This window comes from Bradyrhizobium sp. 35, from assembly GCF_023073215.1.
Taxonomy (GTDB): domain Bacteria; phylum Pseudomonadota; class Alphaproteobacteria; order Rhizobiales; family Xanthobacteraceae; genus Bradyrhizobium; species Bradyrhizobium canariense_D.
In genome coordinates, this window is record NZ_JADPJC010000012.1 from 1 (window position 1) to 22,822 (window position 22,822).

Annotated in this window: 20 protein-coding genes; 11 read left to right on the top strand and 9 right to left on the bottom strand. The window is 59.4% G+C overall.

Translation table 11 applies throughout. The features are described from left to right. Positions 1-387: 387 nt before the first annotated feature. The gene (locus IVB36_RS01900) at positions 388-795 is read right to left on the bottom strand and encodes a hypothetical protein (RefSeq protein ID WP_085349974.1); all 408 of its coding nucleotides are present in this window, start codon (positions 793-795) and stop codon (positions 388-390) included. 609 nt (positions 796-1,404) lie between these two features. On the opposite strand from IVB36_RS01900, the gene IVB36_RS01905 reads away from it, so the two are divergent. Both IVB36_RS01905 and IVB36_RS01910 read left to right on the top strand, forming a co-directional pair. Next, positions 1,405-1,674, top strand: coding sequence for a cyclase (locus IVB36_RS01905; protein ID WP_026233982.1), 270 nt, complete (start codon positions 1,405-1,407; stop codon positions 1,672-1,674). 233 nt (positions 1,675-1,907) lie between these two features. Next, a complete protein-coding gene (locus IVB36_RS01910) occupies positions 1,908-2,339 on the top strand; it encodes a hypothetical protein (RefSeq protein ID WP_018460247.1) in 432 nt (143 codons plus the stop codon). A gap of 114 nt (positions 2,340-2,453) precedes the next feature. On the opposite strand, the gene IVB36_RS01915 is transcribed toward IVB36_RS01910, so the two are convergent. After that, the gene (locus IVB36_RS01915) at positions 2,454-3,287 is read right to left on the bottom strand and encodes a Crp/Fnr family transcriptional regulator (protein WP_247299672.1); all 834 of its coding nucleotides are present in this window, start codon (positions 3,285-3,287) and stop codon (positions 2,454-2,456) included. A gap of 1,400 nt (positions 3,288-4,687) precedes the next feature. On the opposite strand from IVB36_RS01915, the gene IVB36_RS01920 reads away from it, so the two are divergent. Beyond that, a complete protein-coding gene (locus tag IVB36_RS01920; RefSeq protein ID WP_018458866.1) occupies positions 4,688-4,903 on the top strand; it encodes a hypothetical protein in 216 nt (71 codons plus the stop codon). Between the two features lie 179 nt (positions 4,904-5,082). Here IVB36_RS01920 and IVB36_RS01925 read toward each other — a convergent pair whose 3' ends face one another. Continuing rightward, positions 5,083-5,466, bottom strand: a complete 384-nt coding sequence (locus IVB36_RS01925; protein ID WP_143274130.1) for a hypothetical protein — start codon at positions 5,464-5,466, stop codon at positions 5,083-5,085. A 941-nt stretch (positions 5,467-6,407) separates the two neighbouring features. On the opposite strand from IVB36_RS01925, the gene IVB36_RS01930 reads away from it, so the two are divergent. Next, complete coding sequence (locus IVB36_RS01930; protein WP_018458864.1) at positions 6,408-6,671, top strand: hypothetical protein; 264 nt, start codon at positions 6,408-6,410, stop codon at positions 6,669-6,671. Positions 6,672-6,773: 102 nt separating this feature from the next. Here IVB36_RS01930 and IVB36_RS01935 read toward each other — a convergent pair whose 3' ends face one another. Next, positions 6,774-7,511, bottom strand: a complete 738-nt coding sequence (locus IVB36_RS01935) for a metallophosphoesterase family protein (protein ID WP_026233678.1) — start codon at positions 7,509-7,511, stop codon at positions 6,774-6,776. Positions 7,512-8,103: 592 nt separating this feature from the next. On the opposite strand from IVB36_RS01935, the gene IVB36_RS01940 reads away from it, so the two are divergent. Next, positions 8,104-9,534 carry an undecaprenyl-phosphate glucose phosphotransferase gene (locus IVB36_RS01940; RefSeq protein WP_018458862.1) on the top strand — a complete coding sequence of 477 codons (1,431 nt, stop codon included), beginning with the start codon at positions 8,104-8,106 and terminating at the stop codon, positions 9,532-9,534. Between the two features lie 37 nt (positions 9,535-9,571). Here IVB36_RS01940 and IVB36_RS01945 read toward each other — a convergent pair whose 3' ends face one another. The 4 genes from IVB36_RS01945 to IVB36_RS01960 form a co-directional block, all read right to left on the bottom strand. Continuing rightward, complete coding sequence (locus tag IVB36_RS01945) at positions 9,572-9,865, bottom strand: hypothetical protein (RefSeq protein WP_018458861.1); 294 nt, start codon at positions 9,863-9,865, stop codon at positions 9,572-9,574. Positions 9,866-10,397: 532 nt separating this feature from the next. Then, positions 10,398-12,629: an AAA family ATPase gene (locus IVB36_RS01950; RefSeq protein ID WP_018458860.1), complete on the bottom strand. Its 2,232-nt coding sequence runs from the start codon at positions 12,627-12,629 to the stop codon at positions 10,398-10,400. 28 nt (positions 12,630-12,657) lie between these two features. Continuing rightward, entirely contained in the window at positions 12,658-13,218 is a 561-nt protein-coding gene (locus IVB36_RS01955; protein ID WP_247371325.1) for a hypothetical protein, read from the bottom strand. A gap of 58 nt (positions 13,219-13,276) precedes the next feature. Further along, positions 13,277-13,474 carry a hypothetical protein gene (locus IVB36_RS01960; protein WP_247371321.1) on the bottom strand — a complete coding sequence of 66 codons (198 nt, stop codon included), beginning with the start codon at positions 13,472-13,474 and terminating at the stop codon, positions 13,277-13,279. Between the two features lie 324 nt (positions 13,475-13,798). Here IVB36_RS01960 and IVB36_RS01965 point away from each other — a divergent pair, with 324 nt between their 5' ends. Genes IVB36_RS01965 through IVB36_RS01980 form a run of 4 tightly spaced genes read left to right on the top strand, consistent with a single transcriptional unit; the run spans position 13,799 to position 18,567 of the window. Then, the gene (locus tag IVB36_RS01965; protein WP_247390422.1) at positions 13,799-15,010 is read left to right on the top strand and encodes an acyltransferase; all 1,212 of its coding nucleotides are present in this window, start codon (positions 13,799-13,801) and stop codon (positions 15,008-15,010) included. Between the two features lie 7 nt (positions 15,011-15,017). Continuing rightward, the gene (locus IVB36_RS01970) at positions 15,018-16,361 is read left to right on the top strand and encodes a hypothetical protein (RefSeq protein WP_204513785.1); all 1,344 of its coding nucleotides are present in this window, start codon (positions 15,018-15,020) and stop codon (positions 16,359-16,361) included. A gap of 8 nt (positions 16,362-16,369) precedes the next feature. Next, a complete protein-coding gene (locus IVB36_RS01975) occupies positions 16,370-17,476 on the top strand; it encodes an acyltransferase (protein WP_018458855.1) in 1,107 nt (368 codons plus the stop codon). Next, positions 17,473-18,567, top strand: a complete 1,095-nt coding sequence (locus tag IVB36_RS01980; protein ID WP_247371316.1) for an acyltransferase — start codon at positions 17,473-17,475, stop codon at positions 18,565-18,567. Before IVB36_RS01975 ends, IVB36_RS01980 begins: the two co-directional genes overlap by 4 nt. Positions 18,568-18,589: 22 nt before the next feature. On the opposite strand, the gene IVB36_RS01985 is transcribed toward IVB36_RS01980, so the two are convergent. Then, on the bottom strand, positions 18,590-19,687 hold the full coding sequence (locus tag IVB36_RS01985; protein ID WP_247363641.1) for a glycosyltransferase family 4 protein: 1,098 nt from the start codon (positions 19,685-19,687) through the stop codon (positions 18,590-18,592). 295 nt (positions 19,688-19,982) lie between these two features. Between IVB36_RS01985 and IVB36_RS01990 the strand changes: the two genes are divergently transcribed. Together IVB36_RS01990 and IVB36_RS01995 are read left to right on the top strand one after the other, a co-directional pair. Continuing rightward, positions 19,983-21,440, top strand: a complete 1,458-nt coding sequence (locus IVB36_RS01990; protein ID WP_247390423.1) for a lipopolysaccharide biosynthesis protein — start codon at positions 19,983-19,985, stop codon at positions 21,438-21,440. A gap of 19 nt (positions 21,441-21,459) precedes the next feature. Continuing rightward, the gene (locus tag IVB36_RS01995) at positions 21,460-22,821 is read left to right on the top strand and encodes a polysaccharide pyruvyl transferase family protein (RefSeq protein WP_247390424.1); all 1,362 of its coding nucleotides are present in this window, start codon (positions 21,460-21,462) and stop codon (positions 22,819-22,821) included. Position 22,822: the final 1 nt, after the last annotated feature.

Below are 22,822 nucleotides of genomic sequence, written 5' to 3' on the forward strand. Positions count from 1 at the left end.
AAGGTTGCGAACCCCTCATCTCAAGACAGGACGCCTCGTTGCGCTATCCTCTCAGCCGCGCTGCCGGCCGTCGTGCCTACCGCGCGAGCGGTTTAGTCCAATGACCCCAATTCAGACATCGGCCTCCCTCTCCCTCTCCCTCTCTCTCTCTCTTCATGTTGCAGTAGTCTTGAATTGAGACGCCCCGACCAATTGTCGCGGCGCTCGTCGATTTCATATCGTCCGCCAACTAGCCCTTAGACGTTTGTCTCGCGTCGGTTGGCGCAGCGACATATCTAGAGTTCGGCGCAACCAGGAAGTCACGTCAGAGGGCAAACCGACCCGATCGGTGCGCCGTCGCGTGCGCCATTCCCAACTACAATCGTTTTTTTTGCGAAGAAACGCACCTTAAGCCTTTAGGTCCGTGATCCGCATAATCGCGACCACGTTCCCATCATTGAACGCCTGCTCCTTTGTGTCCTTGTTGCAGGTCCAGACAAAATTCTTCTTGCCGGTAAAGGTCTTTTCGTCCTGCTCAAGCCGAAGCTCTCCTTCGGTGATATGGCAGACCATGGCATTCATCATCGGGGGCCCCATGGTCTTCGATCCCGGCTGCATGATGATGTCGCGCATTGAGACGGTCTTAAAACCCGGGATCAGCGATGGTGTCTCGCCATCATACTCACGCACCACCACACCTGGCCACGGAGTTGTGTCCTTGTAGCCCGTCGTTTGAGCGGCGGCGGGCTTTATCATGGCCGCCGATGCCGCTGCCAACCCGAATGTCAATGCAGACCTTCGATCGATCTTGCTCATCGCTTTTCTCCCTGGGTTACTTGCAACAAGCCGCCGCAAAAGCTGCGCGCGTGTGGAATGTGAAATCGTGGTGTGAAACCGAAAAGGGGGGGCGGTCTCTTAGGCTAGCGTACCTGCCGACAGCGCTAGTACTGCTCGTTCGGCCCGAACGGTGACTTCGGCACATCCCGCTTCAAGGGCGACCACATTCTACGAGAACGGACGCGCCCTAGAAATGGGTGTTTCGCCCAAGAGGCATAATGCCTCAGTTTGCTTAGGCCTGAAGTTCGGACCCGGCGTCAGCAACTTCACACTGCGACCAACTGAATACGCAAGTCAGTGTCACTGACTGGTCCTGTGGCGGGTCGCAGTAAGTGTGCGGCCACGACCTATTGGCGTCGAGTGCGGAGGCGATGATGCTGCTCCCGCAAGACCGCCCGGAGCTAGCCCATCAGCGAAGTGGCAGCACGCCTCAGTTTTATCGGACAAAGGGCAAGGGTCCGATGCCATCAGTGCAACCCGGAAATGAAATAGCTCCAAGCGGTGGCCGGTATTATACTGGTGCTACTGGAAGTGCTGTTTCAAGCGTTCGTGGAAAGATTGCTACGACCAGTCTGGGAGGAACATCTGATGACGACTATGTTTGTTAGACACACGGTTTCCGACTACAAGACCTGGCGGAAAGTTTACGACGATTTTGCTTCGGTTCAGAAGACGAAGGGCGTAACAGCCGAGGCTGTCTACCGAGCAGTCGAAAATCCCAATGACATCACAGTAACTCACGAGTTTGCCACGATTGAAGCTGCGCAAGCCTTCGCGGAGAGTGCTGAATTGAAGAATGCCATGCAGAATGCGGGAGTAGCGAAAGCTCCAACGATTTGGTTTACCAAAAAGGCGTGAAGTATCGATCCCGGCCAAGTGCCGGCTGTGGTGGTACCATGTCGCCTGTTGGCCCATTGAGACATGCCGAAGCGGTCTGACGATATCCGTTCACAGGGGTAGACCGGTAGAGAACGGCACGCGGCCAAAGTGACGCGATTGACCCTGGCTGTGTAAAAACGCAAAGATCGAAACGCGACGAGAATGACATTCTGGCTTTGCGGGCCCGCCGCCCTAGAATTGCGGCGATCAGGATGGGCGAAATGCAGTATGTTTGCGACACGCCGAAGGGTAAGACCTGGTTCCGTATCGAAACGGAAGGTGAAGCGGTGCAAGAGTCGCGCCTGATGCGCCACACAGTCGAGAAATATTTCTGCCGCGAGCGAGAGAAGGCAGTCCAATCCTGGCGTCCGGAGCAGCCCAACGCGATCGAGCGCGACATCGGCCTCGAGGCCCATGTACAGCGAGAGATGCCGCTTTTCCTCACGTTGCGTGACAGGGAGGGTAATCCACTGGCTACAGCGATGCTGCCACCGGGTGGCAAGGATCGCGGCGGGTTCCGGATCATCATCGTTGCCGCATGCAATGCCGATCCTTATCCTGAGCAGGATGCGGCCATCGCTGCGCTAGGAGCGCATTTCGGTCTCACACTCGATCGCCACCGCTGCTTCCCCTACGGCCGCTAAGGAGCCTGACAAGTATCGCTGCTTGGAGCGAAGTCGGCTCATGTCCCGTTGCGGACCTGCGCCGGCCTGCTACCTAATGGCAGCTTCTGACCGAAGGCGGCTATCGCATGGTCTCTATTTCTGCGAAACGGCTCTGTATTCACCACTCGCTCCGCCGGACGAGACGATGGCGCTTTCCCGGAACGGCGCACGGGTAGGCTGGGGCGCCGACAATTCCTGGCAATACATCCGATCGATCTTGCGCTGCATGAGCGCATAGCAGTCGCATACAACGCGCTCGAGCCGCACCCGGTCGATCTCGATAAACCCGCGCCGGTCGGAGGGGACGGCGCCGGCCGCGCGCAGCTTGCTCATCGTCAGAGTCACTGTCGTCCGCCGCACCCCAAGCAATTGCGCAAGCGCCTCCTGCGTCACCGGAAGGAGGTCATCGGGAACGCGGTCGTGAAGCTGCAGAAGCCACCGCGCCATGCGGCCATCCACCCGGTGCAGCGCGTTGCAAGCGGCTACGTGCTGGAGTTGCAATAACACCGCGCGGGCGTGGAGCTGAACGACATTCCTGATGGCTGCGCTTTGCGCATAGGCATCCCGAAATTTGGCGGCGGAAATCAATGATGCTGTGCCAGCGATGCGTGCAATCGCGGTCACGGATGAAAGCGATGGGCCGAGTACGGAGAAAGAGGCCAAAGCGCCTTCCCGTCCCATCAAGGTGGTTGCGACCGTTTGCCCGTCCGGCATATCGAGCATGAAGGCGATTGCGCCGCTATGGGGAAAATAGACCGGGTCCATCTCATCGCCCGAGCGCACCAGAACCGCATCTGGCTCAAACGAGATCTTCTGGAAGTAGGGCGTGAGCAAGCTGAGATCCGCTGGCGGCAGCGCTGCCAGTAGCCGATTCCCGATGCCAGTGCGGTTGACGGTCCCGATGCTTTCTTGTGAAAGAGCCCCCACTGAACGGCCGCGTCCATCTATTTCATTCACTAGGATTATCCGAATTATGAGTTGCCGAAAGGCAACTATCCAAACAGAGCCATTAGTCGAGATCAAGCACGGACATTTGCGGAGACGCTGCCGGCGTCTCGCCGCGCAAGCAGGATCTTGCATACATCATACTATTCACGCCCGTTGTGCGACTCGGCGAGCGGGGCCCTGCGGGATGATCAACCGGTGATGGTTCCGGCAGCGCTTGCTCTTGGCTTCCTAGCTGACGTCTTCGGCGGTGTGGGGCGTGCACGTCTTTTGGCCCGGCGCTTCCGTTGACACGGTGCAATTATCCGTCGGTTGATTGGGGTAAAGCCGGAAGTTTGCCGCCCCGCCAGAGCGACGCTTTTGCCCTCAACGGACATGCGGGCGTTGTCCGTCAGGAGGCCCCAGGCCAGCACGCTTAGGTTGCTCTGCCGAAAGTGCGGACATAACGCGGCCAGCTGCTTAATGAGTACACAGCCTAGGAGCGCCCTGCTGCCAGTTAAATTCGGCGACTGTTCGGGATTCCTCGCCGTGCGCAGACGCCGCCCCTGCACTGGCGGTGATCCACAGGCGATGCTTGCGCTATTCGCGCCACGGCATGCGGCACGGATCCGTAGCCCGCACATCGCCTGTTTCGTCCAGCCGTATGCACGCAAATTCCCTGTTCGCTAGCGATAAATTCCCTGTTCGGATTTGGCGGATCGCGCCCCGGATGCACTGAATTTCGAGGCAAATGTTCGCATTTTCATGGGATAGCGGCCTCACCGCAGGCGCGCTTTCCCTGTAAAATTCCCTGTTCGCAGGGAATTCGGACCGCGGCAGCGAAGGATCTTCCTGCGTCTGTCGTGATTGCTGTTCAAGCGCAGGGAGACGCATCCATGATCCGCAAACCTCTGTTCGTTGTCCTTGCCTGCATAGCATTCTCGTCGACAGCGTTCGCCCAAGGCGACGGTGGCGGCTCGGGTGGGGGAGCCGGCGGCGGCGCGTGTTCGGCGGCAAGCTCTGGTGCTGGGACAGGCACCTCGTCGAGCAGCGCGACCTCGGGCCCCTCGGCTCCTTCCGGCATAGGGACTCAAGGCACCACCACCGGCGCTAACGTGAACACGAGCAGCCCCAACCCCAGCCAGAACAATCCGAACGTCCAACCCCCAACCGCGAACGGAAAGACGCCGGCCGCCGCGCAAGCCGAGCGTAACTCCGGGGTTGGTCATTCAGCTAATGGTTTGCCGATCGGAAGCCCCGGATCAGGCACCAGCAACGAAGATCAGAAATAGGGCGATCTATTCATCAGCTCTCACCGAAAGGCCCACCGTTGTGGGCCTTTTCCTTCGAGCTATGGCTCCGAATAGATCGGACAGCCTGCGGCCAGTGTGTTAAGGCCGGGGATGAAAAAATTGATTTTGGCGATGCTGCTCATCGCGACGCCGGCCTTGGCGCAGCCCGAACCGCTAGCCCCGAAGGCCCCATTGACCGATCGCGAACGGGTTCAGGCCGATCGTGCGCAGGCCGCCACGCAGGAGAAGGACGCCCCGACCGCGCGGCCGTGGGACAGGGGCGCGGATGGCAAGCGGCCCTGGGACCGGGGTGCGCAGGCGAAGTAGCAGCGTTCCCGACGGGACCTCGAAAGCTTGCCGGCAATCGGCAGCAGCCTTCCGTGAGGATCCTTCCGCGACGGAACTGAGTTTAGGCGGCACGGGCTGGGGCTGCCTCAATTTCTCCATCGAGCCGTCCAGTGCAGCGACAGCGCTCCGGCTCCGCTTCCTCGCCAGTCGGCACGGCCCTATCTGACGGTCACTTCCACAGCGATGATCGAGGATCCGCGCTGCCTGCGGTTTTCGCCTGACACCGCAATTCGAAACCGGTCAGTCCCTGGACGTGAGGGGGCTTGGTAGCGAAATGACGGGCCGACGATCGTCACATGACCGGCACTGGGCGCCTCTGCCAGTTTAACTTCATCCAGAAGCTGAGTTCTGCCGCGCAGGCCTTGCAGGCATTCCGTGCCGGCTGGGATTGAAACAACCCAATACACGGTGTCGGAAAGCAGTACGAAGCGCTCGGGCCGCAAGGCGCATTCACCTGCGGCCGCAGCATGCGCTTGCAGCCAGTATCCCGCGATAAAACATAGGCTTGCCGCCGCTGTTTTGGGCCTCATGCTGCCGCCCATGCGGTGATCATGGTTGGATCGGCCAGGCAAGCTCAAACAAAATCGCCGCCACCGGCTGCCCGGTGTTGCGGCGATTCATGGGTGAACGCGGCTGGTCGCTAAACGCTATGCCGTTCACCGAGCGTACCAATACCCCCACCAGCGTTGCGACACAGGCCGGGCCTCCGCCTTGAGCGCGGCGACTTCCTCGACAGAGCGAAGGTTGGGGCCATAGATCGCAGGCGGGTAGACATCATCCCAAAACACGTAACCGGTTCGGAGGTGGGCCGACCGATGATGCGCAGGAGCAAGCGCGAGCTCCGCGGCTGAAGCTGCGGTCGTTATCAAAGCAAGGCCAAGAACAGAAAGAGCAATGGATGGAGCAAGGGTGCGGAAGTTCATTGGATCAATCCCTCTCGAAATGGGCGAGAAATAATGCGACGGCCTCTAAAAGGTTGCAAGCGCATCGTTCCATAGAATGGCTGCGAAATCCAGCTCTTCAGGTGCGCGAATCCACCTGGACGGGACAGAACAGATTTGAAGGTGACCATCCGTGTCGGTGCGTCCGGCCAAAAGATCGCGCTATCAGACAACTCAGATGCTGCTGCTCAGGACACGATCACGCGTGGGCAATCTTTTGGCAGCAGGAGAGCCACCAAGATCATCAGGAATCATGATGTCGACACACTGCTCACTCTTGATGAGCACTGCACTATTCAGGGACGACTCCTATGGCTTCTGCATTTGTCTTCGCCTTGATCTTCTGCGCCGGCGTCATGTCGGTCTATGCGCTGCGTCCCCGGCGGTCGCAACGAACGACGACGAACGAACCCTCCGGTACCTCGCGCAGAACAGCCCGATCGACTCCCAGCTCGGCATTCGGGCGCGTCCGACGTGCCTTTTAGGCCTCGTCCAGCGTGCGAGCGACACCTTTGTTCTCACGACCATAGGCGACACAGAACATGACCCAGCCGATGAGGGACGCACCGCGACGGTACATCGTGGACGGTACAGGACAGCGTGTCCTTTTCGGTTTGACGATCGCGGAAACCATCGAGTTCGAGACGTTGGACAAGCCCGACGCGCCCCTCGGCCCTGGCCTTCGCTTCGATCAGAACAAGCCGGGACAACGATGGCTGGAGCTCTACGCCAAGCATGAGCGGGCCTGGCGCAACTGGATGGCCGACACGCGGGCTGGAGGGGAAATGCCACTCGTGCTCAACTAGGTGATGCTCTTAGCTCGTGACCGCCGAGGCATTCCATTGGCTTCAGGAACAATCTTCCCGACGAATCGGGAGACATTCCCAGGCTAGTCATATCCTGGGCAGTCATACCGCGAGCATCCGGCTGCCTTGTATGCTCATGAGAGTTAGATTGCCCGTCGCGTAGGCGCCCGTATCGATGTTGACCCGGTTTGCCAGAACTTCGGCGGTGCGCACCGGCGTGTGACCATGAACGATATATTTGCCGAACTGCTCCTCACTCTGAAGGAACTCTTCGCGAATCCAAAGCAGGTCGCTTTCGCTTTGCTCGGCCAAGGGGACACCCGGGCGAACGCCGGCGTGGACGAAGAAAAAATCTCCACAGGTAAAGCTAAGCCGTAGTTCGTCCAGGAACTCCAGATGCTCACCCGGCATTGCGCGGATCAAATCGCGCATGATCGACGCTGGGTCGTCGCGCTTCAGGTCTGGCGGCGCGAGTCCATAGGACATGAGTGTCTGGGCGCCACCGATGCGAAGCCAATCTTCAAACAACGAAGGGTCTTCGAAAACCCTCACTAAAAATGCCTCGTGGTTTCCCTTGAGAAAAATCGAGTTTCCCCGCCGGCTTCGTTCGACCAAGAGGTCAAGCGTGGCGCGCGTGTCCGGGCCGCGATCGACATAGTCGCCCATGAACACCTCGATCGCATAGCGTGGCCGACTGTGGGCCAAGTCGGCGTCGATGACCCGCAGCATGGGCTGCAGCAAATGCGAGCAGCCATGAATATCCGAGATCGCGTAAATTCGGACGCCATCCGGCAGTTGCGGCCTATGAATCGGCGGGTGTGATTGGGCAAAAGATGTCATGGCGCGCACACTCGGTGAGGTGGTGGGGACAGTTTCGCCAAGTCGGTCCGCGGCCGGACCTTATTGAAGGGTGTCGCCTCTCAGACAGCCCGATTGCGCCGAAGGAAAGGAGGGTATTCGCTTGCTTAGCTTGTCGGCGCGCGCTGAGCAAATCAGGCAACTCTGCCGTGGGCTGCATCGCGCCCGGCAGCGGGAAGATGCCTGCCTCGCTGAAGACAGCTGGGCGGATACAGCTCTAGATCGTAATTCATCGGACTTCTACTAATCGAATCACATCGGTTGCGGAGTCACTCAATGTGGGCAACAGGCGCATCAAAGATGAGCTGCTATCGCTTCACGCAGGCGCCCCAGCGAATTCGACGCGGAACCTGATTCAAAATAGGGCAGCGAGTTTCGATCGTGTGTCAGCACTGTGACGTAGGTCTTCCGCGCCCATGACCTCTCAACAAAACGCGATGCATTCATGCATCGCAAAAGTTTCGCGTGCAGCGCCACAATATCGCTGTGATCACTTCACAGTTTGCGTTCGGGGAAGTGACGGATCTTCAGCATCACGGATCAGCGTCAAGCATTCTCGATAGCAGAGGTTCGAATGGCTGTTGCAACTTATGGTTCTGAAGGCGCTGGTGCACTGTCGTCAACGCGCGGCACGGCTCTTCAGCGGCCTTTTCAGATCGTCATCATCGCTGCCGACCTGCTGCTGATCCTGCTCAGTTATGGTGCAGGGGCGGCGCTCTACAATGTTGCGCTTGCCTCCACTGGCGACGGCGCGTCGATGGGGGCAGGATTGATTGTCGGCGTTGTGTTCGTCGCGGTCGCATATTCCCAGGACGTCTACGCCACGCACCGCTTGCTGAATCTGGTCTGGCAGCTGCGCAAGGCCGTCTTCATCTGGTTGGCGTCGCTGACGATCCTCGCTATGGCGGCATTTCTGCTCAAATCCACGGACAATCTGTCTCGCGGCACAGTGATCATTTTTGCTGCAATCGGAGGCGCCGGATTGATCAGTCTGCGCTTTGTCTGGCAGTTCGTACTCGCGACAAACTATGCCAGAAGCCGCTTGGTCGATCGCAAGGTGATCCTGTTGAGCCTGAAGCCGCTCGATTTCACCTCAAGCCGCTTCAAGGATTTGCGCAGAAACGGTTTCGACGTCATGCGTCATTTCGTGCTTGGGATCGACAGCGGCGACGGCCATTGGGAGCGACAGATTCGCGATGTCATTCGGCAATCGCGCCAGGCGGACGTCGATGAATATCTTCTAGCGATCGATTGGAACGAATTGCCGATGCTCCGAAAGATCGGGCCCTTCCTGCGCGCGGTGCCCCAACCGGTACGCCTTCTGCCGGATGATTCAATCGCCGACCTCGTGTCGCGCCCATTCCTGCCAGTCAGCGGGACCGTAGCGGTCGAGATTCAGCGGCCGCCGCTCAGTGTTTTCGAGCGTTTCCAAAAGCGCTGTCTTGATGTAGGGGTGGCCTTGTTGGCGCTCGTCATACTTGCACCGCTGCTGCTGACAGTCGCCGTTCTGATCAAGCTCGGATCGCCGGGAGCTGCCATCTTCCGCCAGTCGCGCCGAGGGTTCAACGGCAAGCCGTTCGAGATATGGAAATTTCGGACCATGACGGTCTGCGAGGACGGCCAGACGATTACCCAGGCCACCAAACGGGATGCTCGGGTCACCAAGATCGGGCGTTTCCTTCGCATGACAAGCATCGACGAGTTGCCGCAGCTTTGGAATGTCTTGCGCGGCGACATGTCCCTGGTCGGGCCGCGCCCGCATGCGCTCGCCCATGACAATTACTACGATGAACTCATCAGCAAATACGTCTACCGCCACCACATGAAGCCGGGCCTGACAGGCTGGGCTCAGGTCAACGGCTTCCGGGGAGAAACCCCGACGATCGACTTGATGGAAAAAAGGGTGGAATATGACGTCTGGTACGTCAGCAATTGGAGTATCTGGCTGGATCTGAAGATCATGGCGCGTACGGCCTCGACGGTCCTGTTCCAGGAAGCCTATTAGTAGGAGCCGCCTAGGTGGCGGCGGCACTTATCGGCCGTCAGCTTCCGTTGCCGGGGGTCTTCTTGAAGAGACGAAGGACGGCGTCCCGCAGCGCAAGCATTGGCGGCACAAGGACGAAGAACGCTCCCATGGCGACTGAGGCAACGACGTGACGAAGCGAAAAAGGCTCGTCATGCTCGAGCTCTCGGCGATTCGGATCGAGCGGGGCAGGCGCGAGAGTGGTCGCCAGCGGTCGGGATCCCCGGCGGGCCTTACGCGGGGGAACCACGATCAACACGAAAAGAATATTGAGCAACACCCAGATGCTCAGGACAATAAGAGCAATCACCATCCGAACCTGCCGAAAAAATGCGAAGAGTATGAGCGCACGTTAGCCCCCTGAACCTCGGAAGGAAAGGTGCTCAAAGATTCGGCAGTCCAGGTTGCGGTCACGATCAACAGCCCTTCGTGCCGGGGGCAGGTTTGTGCAGGCAACACGTCACTATCTACTATCTTTCGTCCGGATCGCCGTCGTCAATCCATGCCTTGGGCTATGGCAGAGATCGGCATTTGTGGATTCCGGATGAATACGGGGATTGGGCGCGTATCGGAGCCCGACGATGGGGTCACTTGGCCGGTTGGTTCCGACGTCGTCGCGGCCCCGGAACTCAAATAGAGCCCCGCTGACGCATCTTCGCCCCGCCTGGCGTCCCGCCCCACGGCTGCGAATTTCCGACGGCCCGTTTCGGTCGGCTCCTGCAGACGATGGGACCGAAAAGTGGGTCCCTGCAGTCTCTTCGGAAGGCTCCGCGGCGGCCGTCAGCAGGTCGGGGCCTGCGCTAGGGGCGCAGCCGCGGACTGTGCGGCTTGCTGCGCCCCTCGCTCTAGGAATGTTCGACGTAATAGCTGTTGCGGTGCTTACCCTTATACGCCTCGATGCGTCCAAGCATCTTCGGGTTGGCGCGATTGAGGACAGCACCCAGCAGCTTCTTCTGAAGGATCTCCGACCCCGAAATTGATTCTTGAAGCGCAGCTCGCGTGGTTGCTCCCCATTCGATCACATAGACCATTGCATCGATGAGGACGCTGAACGCTTTTGAGTCCGCCACCGGCATCACAGGCGCAAGATCGATAATGATATATTCGTAGTGTTCCCGGAGCATCGCGAGCAGGTCGGCCATTGGCCTCGATGCGATGACGTCGGCCGAATTGACCATGCGCGAAGCAACGATGGACGGCAGGAAATCGAGACCGGTCTCCTTGCTTCGTTGCACGTGATAGCTGAAGCCCGTGGGATCACTGAGGGCCTCGACCAGTCCGCTGTTGGCGTTCGGCGCGAGTTCCCGTGTGAGTGAGCGCGTATGCAGGTCGCCGTCGATGAGGATGGTGCGGTGACCTGTCATGGCAATCAACTGAGCGAAATTGGCCGCGACTGTCGTTTTTCCTTCCTTTGGCAGCGACGATACAATGCCGATGACCTTGATCTCTCGGGTCATGCGCGCAACGTCGATTGAGACCTTGATGTTGCGCAACGTTTCCGCAAACCGCGAGAACGGATGATCGACGACATAGCGGGATAGTCCCGCTTCGTCGGCTTTCGCGGATGCCGAAAGCAACGCGCGCGTCTTTGTCGGCGGGCGAATATCTGGGAGAACGCCAAGACACTTCACGCCGAGTTCGTCCTCGACCTCTCCGGGGGTCCGCAAGACGTCGTTGAGGAGCTCGCGCGCAAAGGCGGCGCCGAAGCCGAGGCAGAGGCCGCCGACCAAGCCTCCCACCAGGGCCAAAACCGTCCGCGGCGAGCTTTTGCGATCAGGCTTGGTCGCGGTGCTGATCAGGCGTGCCTCGCTGAGCGGGAAGCTCTGATTTTGGGTGGCGCTTTGCAGCTTCTCCAGGAAGTTGTTGTAGAGATTGCGATAGGTGTCGGCCGCGCTTTCGAGATCGCGCAGCTTGACTTCTGCCTGGCCGGTGTGACCCGCCTGGGCGACCAGCTCTTTCACGTTCTTATCGAGAGAAGCCTCTCGGCTTTTTGCGATCTCGTAGTCGCTGCGATAAGCGTCGCCAATCCGATGAAGCTCATCGGCGATATTCTTGCGCAGTTCCTCCATCTTGTTGGCCAAATTGACCGCTGCAAGATGGGTCTTGCCGTAACGCCTTGACCAATCGGCATATTGGGCCTGTAAATCGAGGTACTGGGCGCGCAGGCGCGTAATGACCGAGTTGTTAAGGGCGTCCGTCACGGTGGGTTGGGCGAGGTCTTGGTCGGAAATCGCTTCGATCCGATCGAGGCGCGCCTTGGCTTCGGCCGTGGCCGCCCGCGCCTGAACCAGCTGTGTATTCAAGTCCGACAATTGCTGCTCGGACATGAGGCCGCGGCTGGTTCCGACGATATTGTGCTCTGCCTTGAAGGTTTGCACCGCGCGGTCGCTGGCCGTCGCCTGCTCGCTGAGCTCGACGCTCCGCTGCTGGAGCCATTCGGTCGCCCGTTTAGTGGACTGGTATTTTGCTTCCAGTGCACCCACGATGTAGGCATCGGCGATCGCATTTACGATCTTGACTGCCTTGTCCGGGCTGTGTGCGCGATAATTGAGCGACAAGACGTATGTGGTCAGGACGCGCTCAACCCTCAGACTCTTTTGAATCGATTCGACCACGGCATGTTCGATCCGCTCCTGTGTGGGCGGTTCGCCGGATTCGAACACTGACATGATCTTGCCGGTAACGACGGCGAGAAGTCCTGGATTGGATCCGTTGAATTCCGGATCCTCGGTGAGCCGCAGGCGGCGAACGATTGACAGGATAAGATCGTCAGAATTGATGACTTCGACCTGGCTGTCGACATAGCCAGTGTCGATCAGAGCGCTGTTGGTCCCGCTGTCCTTGTCCAGAACCTGGGTTTGCCGGGTGTCCATCATGATACGGGCGTTTGCCGTATACATCGGCTTTGCCAGAACCAGATAGACGATGACCAGAGCCAGCGACGCGCCAACTGCCGCAGCGATCAGCGGCCATTGCCGACGAAGGACATCAGTGACACGGTCAAAGCTGAGGACCGCGCCGCCAAACTCGATGCCAAACCGGTGTCCCGATTGGAAGTGTTCTCTAGGCTGATACATCTGAAATTCGCTGCCTTAATGGTCAGGATCAATTCGGGAGGGGAACAGGTTTGAATGGATTGGCCAGTTTGGTCTTCCATTCGCCTTCCAACAGCGCTCCGCCCCGAGGCTGCGTCGGCTTGTTGTCTCTCGGCTGCAAGTGGGCGCTGGAGCCATCTTCTCCCGCCGCGGAATAGCCCGCCTGCACGGCGAGGTCACCGACTCGCTGCGTGAAATCCCTAATCTTGCGCGCAGCGTCCGGTTTCGTTGACGTGCACAGCGCTTCTGCGAGCCGCAGCGCCGCGCCGATGGTCGAGCGGTCGGGGGAAGCCGATTCGGAAATGAGCGTCTGCACCGACGGCAACACCGATGGATTGGTCGCGATATATGAAGAAAGGCGAGCCCTCAGCTTCTCTTTGTCGTTGCGTAGCCGTTCCAGAAGCGAAGACGGCGCCTTCACGAAGGCGTCGAGTTCGGTTTGTGAGGCGCGGTCCGAGAATCCGACGCATTGAGCGCGGGTCGGACCGACGCCCGATGCGATCAGAGCAAATCCCGTCAAGATGATGGGTTGCCATCTCGGCTTCGTACGACGCGTCACTTCGCAGCTCATCCGTGTCCCTTCGTCGTTGCTGCAAACCAGTACACGCGAAGAGTGGCAGCCAACTGTGTCAATTTTTGTGCGATGCAAAAGCGGGTTTCATTCGGTCGCGCTTGCCATCGATTGCTACATCAGGTGCTTTACCTTTCGTCGGTTGTGCAAGTACGATTTGCAATGCCTGCGAGATCGGCACAATGGCGCCTGCGATTTTTGCAGTTTGAAGATTTATGAGGCGGTCGCAAAAAATCTTGTCGCGAAATTGACACACGAAAATTTTCCAGCGAGCAGCGCGTGGATAGCGCCTGGATCAAGAAACATCTTCTGTACAGGCTAAATCGCAACACCGCCGGGTTTCGCGCATACTTTGTTCGCAAATGCTCGCGACCATGCCCCGGCGAGTCAGTTCGTTCGTCCCGATGCTCCTCGATCAGCAAAAATGGCGCAAAGTTGTCGCGCGCATGTTCGAATGACAGAGAGCGTTGAATTTATCGCCGGTCGTCATGCGTCATACGCGAATCCCCGATCGTGATGATTGAAAGCACGCAAAGACCTGATACAGACTGCTGCGGTGCAACAGCTACGGAATGTCGATGTGACGGAGTTGGTTCATCGTGAGAAAGCGCATGTCCTGCCGCTCGACAGCATCCGGGGTATCGCCGCGACATCTGTGGTGATCCACCATCTCCTGCTGATGCCGACCTTTCTCGCGGCATTCCCACACAATGCGTGGATCAATTGCTCGTTCTTCAGAAGCGCGTGGCTATTGGTCGACTTGTTCTTCGTTCTCAGTGGCATCGTGATGTCGTTGAGCTACGTCGAGGGCGACTTCGGACGCTTCTCGCTGCGCGAATTCATGGTGCGGCGTTTGGCGCGGGTCTATCCGCTTCACATCGTCATGCTGATCGCAAACCTGCTGTTCCGCCTCCTGCGTATCGGCTTGGTCGCCGCAGGCGTCGTGGTTGCCGCGCCGACCGCCTTTGAGGTGAACAATACCTATTCCTTCCTGCTCAACGTCTTTCTCCTGCATTCGGTGGGACTGATCGACTATCTCAGCTGGAACGCTCCGAGCTGGAGCATAAGTGTCGAATTCTACACCTACCTGGTGTTCGGCCTGATCGTCCTGCTGGCCCAGCGCATGCGTTCGCTGTCGTGGTTCTACGCCGTCTCCGGGCTCGTCGCGGTCGCAAGTCTTGTCGTGATCGTCTTCGTGCTCGACAAGAGGAGTCTGGGACTCCAGACCGATTTCGGCATTCTTCGCTGCTTTGTGAGCTTCTTCCTCGGTGTCTTGACCGTCAGGATCGTTCGTCGGCTGCCAGGCAAGCCGAGCCCTGCCGTGCAGGGAGGGCTGCAGTTGATCGCCATGATTGCCAGTATCGTCCTGGTCAGCCTCGCAGAGACCAATCCGGCGACCACCTTCCTGGCGCCGCTTGTTTTCGCAGCCTTCCTTGGCACGCTGCTGGCGTTTCCGGATGCGTTGCTGGTGCCGAAGATTCTGGTGGCGCGGCCGCTGGTGTGGCTGGGGCGCAGATCCTACTCCATCTATATGGTGCATGCGCTCGTGGTGCTCTTCGCGGAGTACTTCGTGCGGGCACTTGGGCCACGGCCGATCGCGGCGCTCGATTCGATCTGGACGGGGCTGCCGGCGACGCTGAATCTCGTGATCTCCCTGGCCGCTGTACTGGTAGTTTCGAACTTCAGCTATCTCTACATCGAGAGTCTTGGCGGTAAGCTGCTTCGGAATGCCCTTGGAAGCCGGCCCGATTTTTCGCCATCTCCGGCGGCATCGGCGCGGCTGACGAATTGAGGCGAGCATGACGGCCCTTGCGCTGCAGCGCCCGCAGATCACGCTGGTCAGCCTCAACATCGAGGCGATCGCGCTCGGGGTTTATCTGGTCCGAGACGCCTTCGGCGGCGTGATCCGCTACTACACCAGCATCTTTCATCTGGACACGCTCTGGTACCTGCCCGACGGCGTCGCGCTGCTGTGTCTGGCCCAGTTCTTCGTGCATTGCATTTTGGGCAATCGCAGCACCCTGGCGCTCCTGGTGTTCGCGCAGATCATGCTGTCGCTGGTGCTCGGCTACTTCATGATGGGCACTGCGACCGCCGCGATCTCGGCTTTCAAGATGATGCTGCCGGTGTTTGTCGGATTCTGTTTCTGCGATTCGAGCCTGGGTTCCTACCGAAAGCTGCTGTCGATCATCGCCGTGACCTTCTATCTCTCCGTCATCGGCGTGTTGTTGACCAAGTTCTACCTCATGCCCTGGGTCGGCTACAAATATGAATCCTTTGGCGCCGTGCGTGAGGCGGGCCGGCTATGGTGGGCCTATGGCGGTGACGATCAGCGCCTGATGGGCTTTGCCGCCGACAATACCATGGCCGCATTCTTCATCCTCGTGTCGTTTGCGATCACGTCGATCCGCAAGAGCACGCTGTGGTGCCTTTTGTACGGCTCCCTGGCGGTTTACGTCATTCGTCTGACCACCAGCAAGACGACCATGATCGTTCTCGTGCTGTACCTGGTGCTGCTGGTGATCGTGCGAATGCTGCCGGAGAAGTCGCGTTTCCCCGCGATCCGCGCGATCGCGTTGTGGTCGTTCGCTGCGATCCTCGTTCCGTTCTTCATGATCGTGGTCGCATCGGGCACCGCAGCAGTGCCGCACTCGACCTTGTTCAGCATTCTCGACCGCATCAATAACAGCTGGCAGCTGCCGTTCGTCTACATGAGCCAGCTGATGCCGATCGGTCTGGTAACCGGCTGCGGCGCGGGTTGCTTCAACTATCCGCAGAAGCTTTTCTCGCCGCTCGCGGCGTACTGGGTACCGGTCGACAACTTCTACATCGGAACATACCTGATGTTCGGGCTTCCGTTCGTCGCATTCATGGTGATGGTGTTCCGCGCCAACTTCGGAGCGACCGACGTCTACAAGCTGACGCTGCTCTTCGTGGTCAACCTGTTTACCATCACCGTCCTGAACTACGGTCCAGCATCAGGGCTCCTGATCATCGCATTGAGCTTCAGCGAAGTATTCTCCCGGCGGGCGACCTCCGCACGGGCAGCCGATACCGTTCCGATAGAATTGCCGCGGCCGATCCGCTCATTGGAGGGTCTCGGCGTAGATATGCCAGGGACGGCAGCGCGTGGGAGCAGATGAGACAAACGATGCATAGACGGCTTGCATTCATCGATACGCTGCGCGGCATTGCCGTGTTGGCGGTGCTGTTCCAGCACGTGTTCGAGGTGATCGTCCAGAAGCACCCCACCGGCGCGTATTACTGGGTCTTCCACGATGCGATCGGCTACTACATGAACTTCGGCCGGTTCGGAGTCGTGCTGTTCTTCTTCGTCAGCGGATTCGTCATCCCGTTCAGTTTTCCGGACAGTGCTACTCCTGTGCGCGATTTCACGATCAGCCGCTTCTTTCGGCTCTACCCGGCGTACTGGACGTCGATGGTGATCGGGCTCGTCACGATGCAGGTGCTGGAGGCCAATGCCTACCCGTTGTCGCAGGTCATCGCGAACGTGACGATGCTGCAGACTTTCGTGAACATCCCGAACCTCTGGATCTTCTACTGGACGTTGGCGATCGAGCTCCTGTTCTATGTCGGATGCACCATTCTTTTCGCGATGGGATTGCTGAACCGGCGCTTTACTGCAGTTGCGATTGTCATTGCTGCGGCGCTGGTCGGGACCGCCGCAGCACTTCTGATCGAAAGCAGGACGGTGTCGTCGCTGATGGAGGTTGGGCTGAACCTTTCGGCGATGTTCCTGGGCAAGGTCATCCGCGACACCGTCATCGGCGGAAAGCTGCGATGGCCGCACGTCGCCGTTTGTACGGTGTTCTATGCGATCTTCGCCATCACGCTGGCGGAGAGGCGGTTCGGCGGCGTCTATCAGGAGAACTTCTTCTACAGCTATTCGATCGGGTCGGCTTATGTCTGCGCAGCGCTCGTCTTCATCGCGTTTGCGGCGTTCGGTGAGAGGATGGCCTGGCGCTCGATGGCGTTCGTGGGAACCATCAGCTATTCCGTCTATTTGATGTCGCCGTTCGTGATCGTCTGGATCCATCGCCTCGTCTGGCTCGGTGATGGACCGCTGGGATGGGCCGCTTTCGCCGCGCTGGTCGCAGCATTGTCAATTCTGGTCAGCTGGTCGACATATGCGTTCGTCGAGAAGCCCAGCATCTCGTTCGGCCAGAGGTTCCGGTCGAAGCGCAGGAGGGCGGTCGTTCTCGAGCCGGCGCTCAGCGCGCAAGGGGCAGCTGAGTGATCGAAAAAACGCGCCAGCCGAATGCCGGATACGACGGATCTTTCGTTCCCTCCGTCCAGGGACTTCGTGGCATTGCGGCGCTGAGCGTGCTGATGGATCATTTCTACGACATGCCAAAGGGAGGCGTGTACGACATTCCGGATCCGGGCTTCCTGCCGCCGCTCTGGCTCTGGTTGCAATCGGTGATCAATGTCGGCGGCCACGGTGTCGAGCTGTTTTTCATGATCAGCGGCTTCCTGATCCCGGCCAGTCTGGTGCGGCACGGCTCGCTGCCAAGGTTCTTCTTCGACCGTGTCCTGCGCATCATGCCGGTGTTCGTCGTGCTGCATCTCGCGCTGTTCGTGATTGGCCCGATCGTGGGCTACAAATTCTTCCGCGGGATCGATCTGACCGGTTATCTCGCGATCTTCACGGCCAATCTGTTCTTCGTGCAGGACGCTCTCGGCTTGCCCATCGCTCAGCAGAATGCCTGGACCTTGACTTACGAATGGGCGTTCTACATCTGGTTCGGGCTGACATTCTCGGTGTGGCGCATCGGAGGGAGAATGCTGGCGGCGCCCCTGATCTTGCTGGGCGTGGCCTGTCTCCTGCATTGGCCGATCACGGCGTTCTTCTGCATTGGCATGCTTCTCAGCGCCACGGGTTGGCGCATCTCCATTCCGGGACCTCTTGGCTTGATGGCGGGCCTGACGTGCGGGGTCGCCATGTACGCGAGCCTGGTGCTGTTTCACCCGTTCGTAGGTCTTATTCCGGGCCTTTTGCTGTTCGCCATGGTGCTGGCCCCGGACTCCGGTCTCGCCAGGGCGCTCAGCACGCCGGCCCTGCAGTATGTCGGCAAGATAAGTTACAGCCTTTATCTCGTGCACCCGTTCGTCCTGTTTCCGTTACAGGTGATCGGGCTCAAGCTCGTCGCTGTCGGTGTCGACCGCTGGCTGCTGTGGGCAGCATTCATCCTGCTGGGATCGTTGATGTCGCTGGTTGCAAGCGCGATCACCTACGAGCTGATCGAGGTGAGGCTGAGACGATTGTTGGATGGCGCGGTCCGCGGCATGTTCTTTCGGTCATTGAGCAAGATGGAACAGTCCGCCTAGAAGATCGCAATATAAGTCACGATCAGCTCACGGTACGGCCGGCAAGCTTGCGGTAGGATGGCAACAGGCCATCGGCGATGCGATCCCAGTTCAACTGGCCCGCCGCTGTCTGCCGTGCACCGTCGGTCAATGTCGCGGTAAGCGATTTCGAGGTCAGGACGCGTTCGAGCGCATCGGCCAAGGCGGCAGCATTACCAGGCGGGACCAGAAGCCCGTTCACGCCGTCTGTCACGACGTCAGGAATGCCACCGGTGGCGCTGGCGACGACGGGACGGGAATTCCCGTAAGCAGACGCCAGCACGCCGCTCTGCGTCGCATCCTTATAGGGCAGGGCGACCACGGTCGCAGACTGAAATAATTGTCCCGTATCTTCGGGCGAGATATAGGCATCGATCGTTTTGACCGTCGGCATGGCCTCCATGCGCGCGCCGAGCCGCGTCATCTCGGGACCGCGGCCCGCGACGATCGCTTCGTGCGCCACGCCGCGCCGGTCCAGCAGGTCGATCGCATCGATGAAGATGTCCAACCCCTTGTAAGCCCACATCCGCCCAAAAAACAGGATTCGTGCAGATTCGGGTTCGATGGCCGCGGCGCGCGTCGGGGGCACCATGAGCACGCCGTGCATGCTGGAGACGATTTCTCCATTAAAGTCCGGCGTCGCATGGCGGAAATCTGCAATGCAGCTCTCGCCGTGCGTCGTGACGACTGACGCTGCCGCGCGCATGCGCGCGCGCCAGCCGTCCTCGCGCGGAGAGGTGCCCGAGCCGCCTTCCGAATGAGGAATTGCGTCGTGAACGGTCAGCACCAGCGGGATTCCAAGCGGACGCAGGAACTGGATCAGCTTGGATGTGTAGACTTCCGGAACTTCGTGACAATGAACCACGTCTGGACGAAACGAAATTATGTCCATGAATGAAGCTGGAATGCCGATGGCGCCGGCGCGGCGCAGGCTCAAATCGCGGATCCTTGTGTTGAAGGGTGTCGTCACCGCGATATCGGCCAGTTCCCACTGCTGGTTCGCATCCTTGCGGTTGAGGACGAGGCGAACATCGCAATGGCGCGCCAAGCCCGACGCGAGCCGGTAGGAATATTCTGCAAAATGCGGCGCGTAGATCGCCACGCGCAAGCGCCTGGAGTTGCGATTGAAGGCGGTGGTAGGCGAATTCATCAAGGCATCCATTTTGCATCACATCGCTGAGCCGGTTGGAGTGTAGTCCACGATTTGAACTCACTTCCACGCTAAATCGGATGATAGATGGTGCTCATCTGATTGCCATAACGTCGTCGTACTGCTGCGCGATTGCTGCCGCCATCGGGACGGAGTGGAAAAGGGCGACGTCACGCGCGGTCATCGATTCCCTGTTTGTCTAGCGGGCGATTGTGATTGGATCTGTCGGAATTGGGTCGATTTTTTGATGAACGTCACTCCGGGCAAACAACATCAGGTCGTGGTCGCGTTGTTGTGGTCGCTGGCGCAGAACTGGGGCGGCCGTGCGCTGTCATTTGTTCTGTTCTTGATATTGGCGCGGCTGCTCAATCCTGCGGATTTCGGTCTTGCCGCGCTGGTTGGCTTCATCCTGCTGCTCCTGAGCTCCATTTCCGAATTCGGGTTCGGTGACGCGTTGATCCAGCGACGCACGCTCGAGCCTGCGGACGTGACACTGCCATTTTTCTGCTCACTGGCGGCATCGGTCCTCCTTGCCGTTCTCATCGCCCTGCTGGCGACCGCTATCGAGCGTTGGCTCGACGTGAAGGGACTTGCGCCGCTCTTGACGGCTGCGAGCCTCTCGCTTCCGATCGGTACCGCCACGCTGTTCCAGGAGGCGCTCTACAAGCGCCAGATGGATTTTCGTGTGCTTGCGCTCAGGACCATGGTGGCGACCGCGATCTCCGGAGTGGTCGGGATCGCCTGTGCCTATGCCGGGTTCGGTGCCCTCAGTCTCGTGATCCAGGTGGTCGTTCAGAGCGCGGTCAGCGGCCTGTGGCTCTGGAGCCAGCCCAGATGGCTCCCGATGCGCGGCTACGATCTGAAGAGCTTGCGCGAACTCTCCGGCTACAGCATCCACGTCGTGTCGAACAGGCTGCTGGACTTCGCCATCGTGCGTACGATCGACATGATCATCCTGTCGCTTTATGGCGTCGCGGCCTTGGGCATCTACACGGTGGGCGCGCGGGTCTACATTATCCTGATGCAGTTGCTGACACAGGCGGTCATGGACGTCGCGCTGAGCGCACTGTCCAAGATCGCGCATGAGCGTCACCGTATTGCCGACGCCTATCTGCGAAGCGTGAGCCTCGGAGCATTGATTGGCTCTCCGGTCTTTGTGCTCCTGGCGGCGATCGCGCCGGAGTTCTCCCTGCTGCTGTTCGGCTCAAAATGGGCCGGCAGCGAAGCCGTGATGAGGCCGCTGATGCTCATCGGCGCGATTCAGACGGTGCAGTTCGTGAACAGCGCCTATTTTGGCGCCATGGGCAAGCCCAACTACGTCTTCCTGCTGAACATTCTCAAATTCGCCACGGTGGTACCCGCAATGTTCCTGCTGCCGTCGCACGACATTGGTCAGCTGGCCACCATCTTCGCTGTCGCGCAGCTCGTGGTGACGCCCGTGACGTTCGCGCTGGCGCTCAGGCTGCTGGGCCTGAGCTGGAACCAGTTTCTGCGGCCCGTCGCAGGCTGTCTTTGCGCCATCCTTCTGGCTTATGGCGCAGTTGCGCTATGCCGCGAAGCGACCCCGGACATGAATCCCTATTTGCGGATAGGACTGCTCTCGTCATGTTTCGGGGCGACCTATCTGATGAGCATCTTGCTGTTCTGGCGAAAGCAGCTGTTCTCCCTGATCGCTTTCGTCGTGAAGCGTGGTGCGACCGCTTGATGAAGACGAGGAAGACGTCGTGAAGCAATTGATTCCGGTACCCGTTCGCAAGCATCTCCGAGGCTGGCTCAACAGCGCGAAGAACACGCCCTTTGCGGTCGATCTGCTCGAGTTGCGCAGGTGGCAGATCGCCAGGAAGGCTATCGGCGGCAGTGCCGCGCCGCGCAACAACCCGCGCCGGCTCGTCCTGCTCCCGTCCGACCCCTGGAGCATTCATCAGTCGCGCGGCGATGAGGCCATGATCGAGGCGGCCGTCGGCGAGATGAAGCAGGCCCATCCGAACATCGAGGTCTACATTGTCACCGCCACCAAAGCGGCAAGCGCGGAAGTGCGCGCAATGGGGTTCAAGCCGCTCGAATTTTGGAGGCAGCCGTTTTCCTATATGACGGTGGCGCAGGAGCTTTCTCTCACCAGGCCGGATTTCGGAATGGTTCTGGGGGCAGACGTGCTGGACGGCTACTATTCCCCCGTGGACGCCGCTCGCATGCTGCTCGTCGCCGATCTCATGGCAGCGTGCGGCGCCAAGGTCAGCGTGCTCGGATTCAGCTTCAACTCCCGTCCGGCCAAGGCATTGCGCGAGGTGTTTCGGCTGCTCGATCCCGGCGTGGTCTTGAATTTGCGCGATGCACTATCTCTTCAGCGCTTCAAAGAGTTCGCCCCGAATCGTGCGTACCTCGTCGCTGATTCCGCATTCATGCTGGTGCCACAGGCGGAGACCGCGGCTGTGAAGCAGATTGCGGCCGCGATTGCGGAGCAGCGCAGGCAGGGACGCGACGTCTTTGTCTTCAATATCCACCCGATGTTGTTCAGGAAATCCGAGCCGGCCAAGCTACGGCGAATGATCGAACTCGCGGCGAGCGCAATCGAGCGCATGTCTCGAGAGCATAACGCGAGCTGGGTGTTGCTCGCGCACGACTATCGTCCGGAGATCGCCGACGACAATTGCCTTCGACCGCTGGCCGGTCGCCTGAGCGCAGCGCTGGGCAACCATGTTCATCATGTCGAGCACGTGCTGTCAGCGAGCGAGATCAAGGCAGTCGTCGGTCTGGTGGACGGCGTCGTCACCGGCCGCATGCATCTTGCGATTGCGGCTCTCGGACAGGGAACGCCGGTTGCGGCGATCACATACCAGGACAAGTTCCAGGGCCTGTTCGCTCATTTCGGTGTGAGCGAATCGCTTCTTCTCTCACCTGAGCAACTGCTCGCGGGAGACAATCTCGAGAAGTTTCTGCTGAGGTTCCTCGGCGCCTACAAGACGGCTGGCGCGCAGGTCCGCAATATGCTGCCGGCAGTCATGGAGCTGTCGCGCGCCAACATCGCTCCGCTGCGGGGCGATGGTTTGATGTCGGTTGACGCGGTGTCCGACGGTAAGGTCGCCTGAG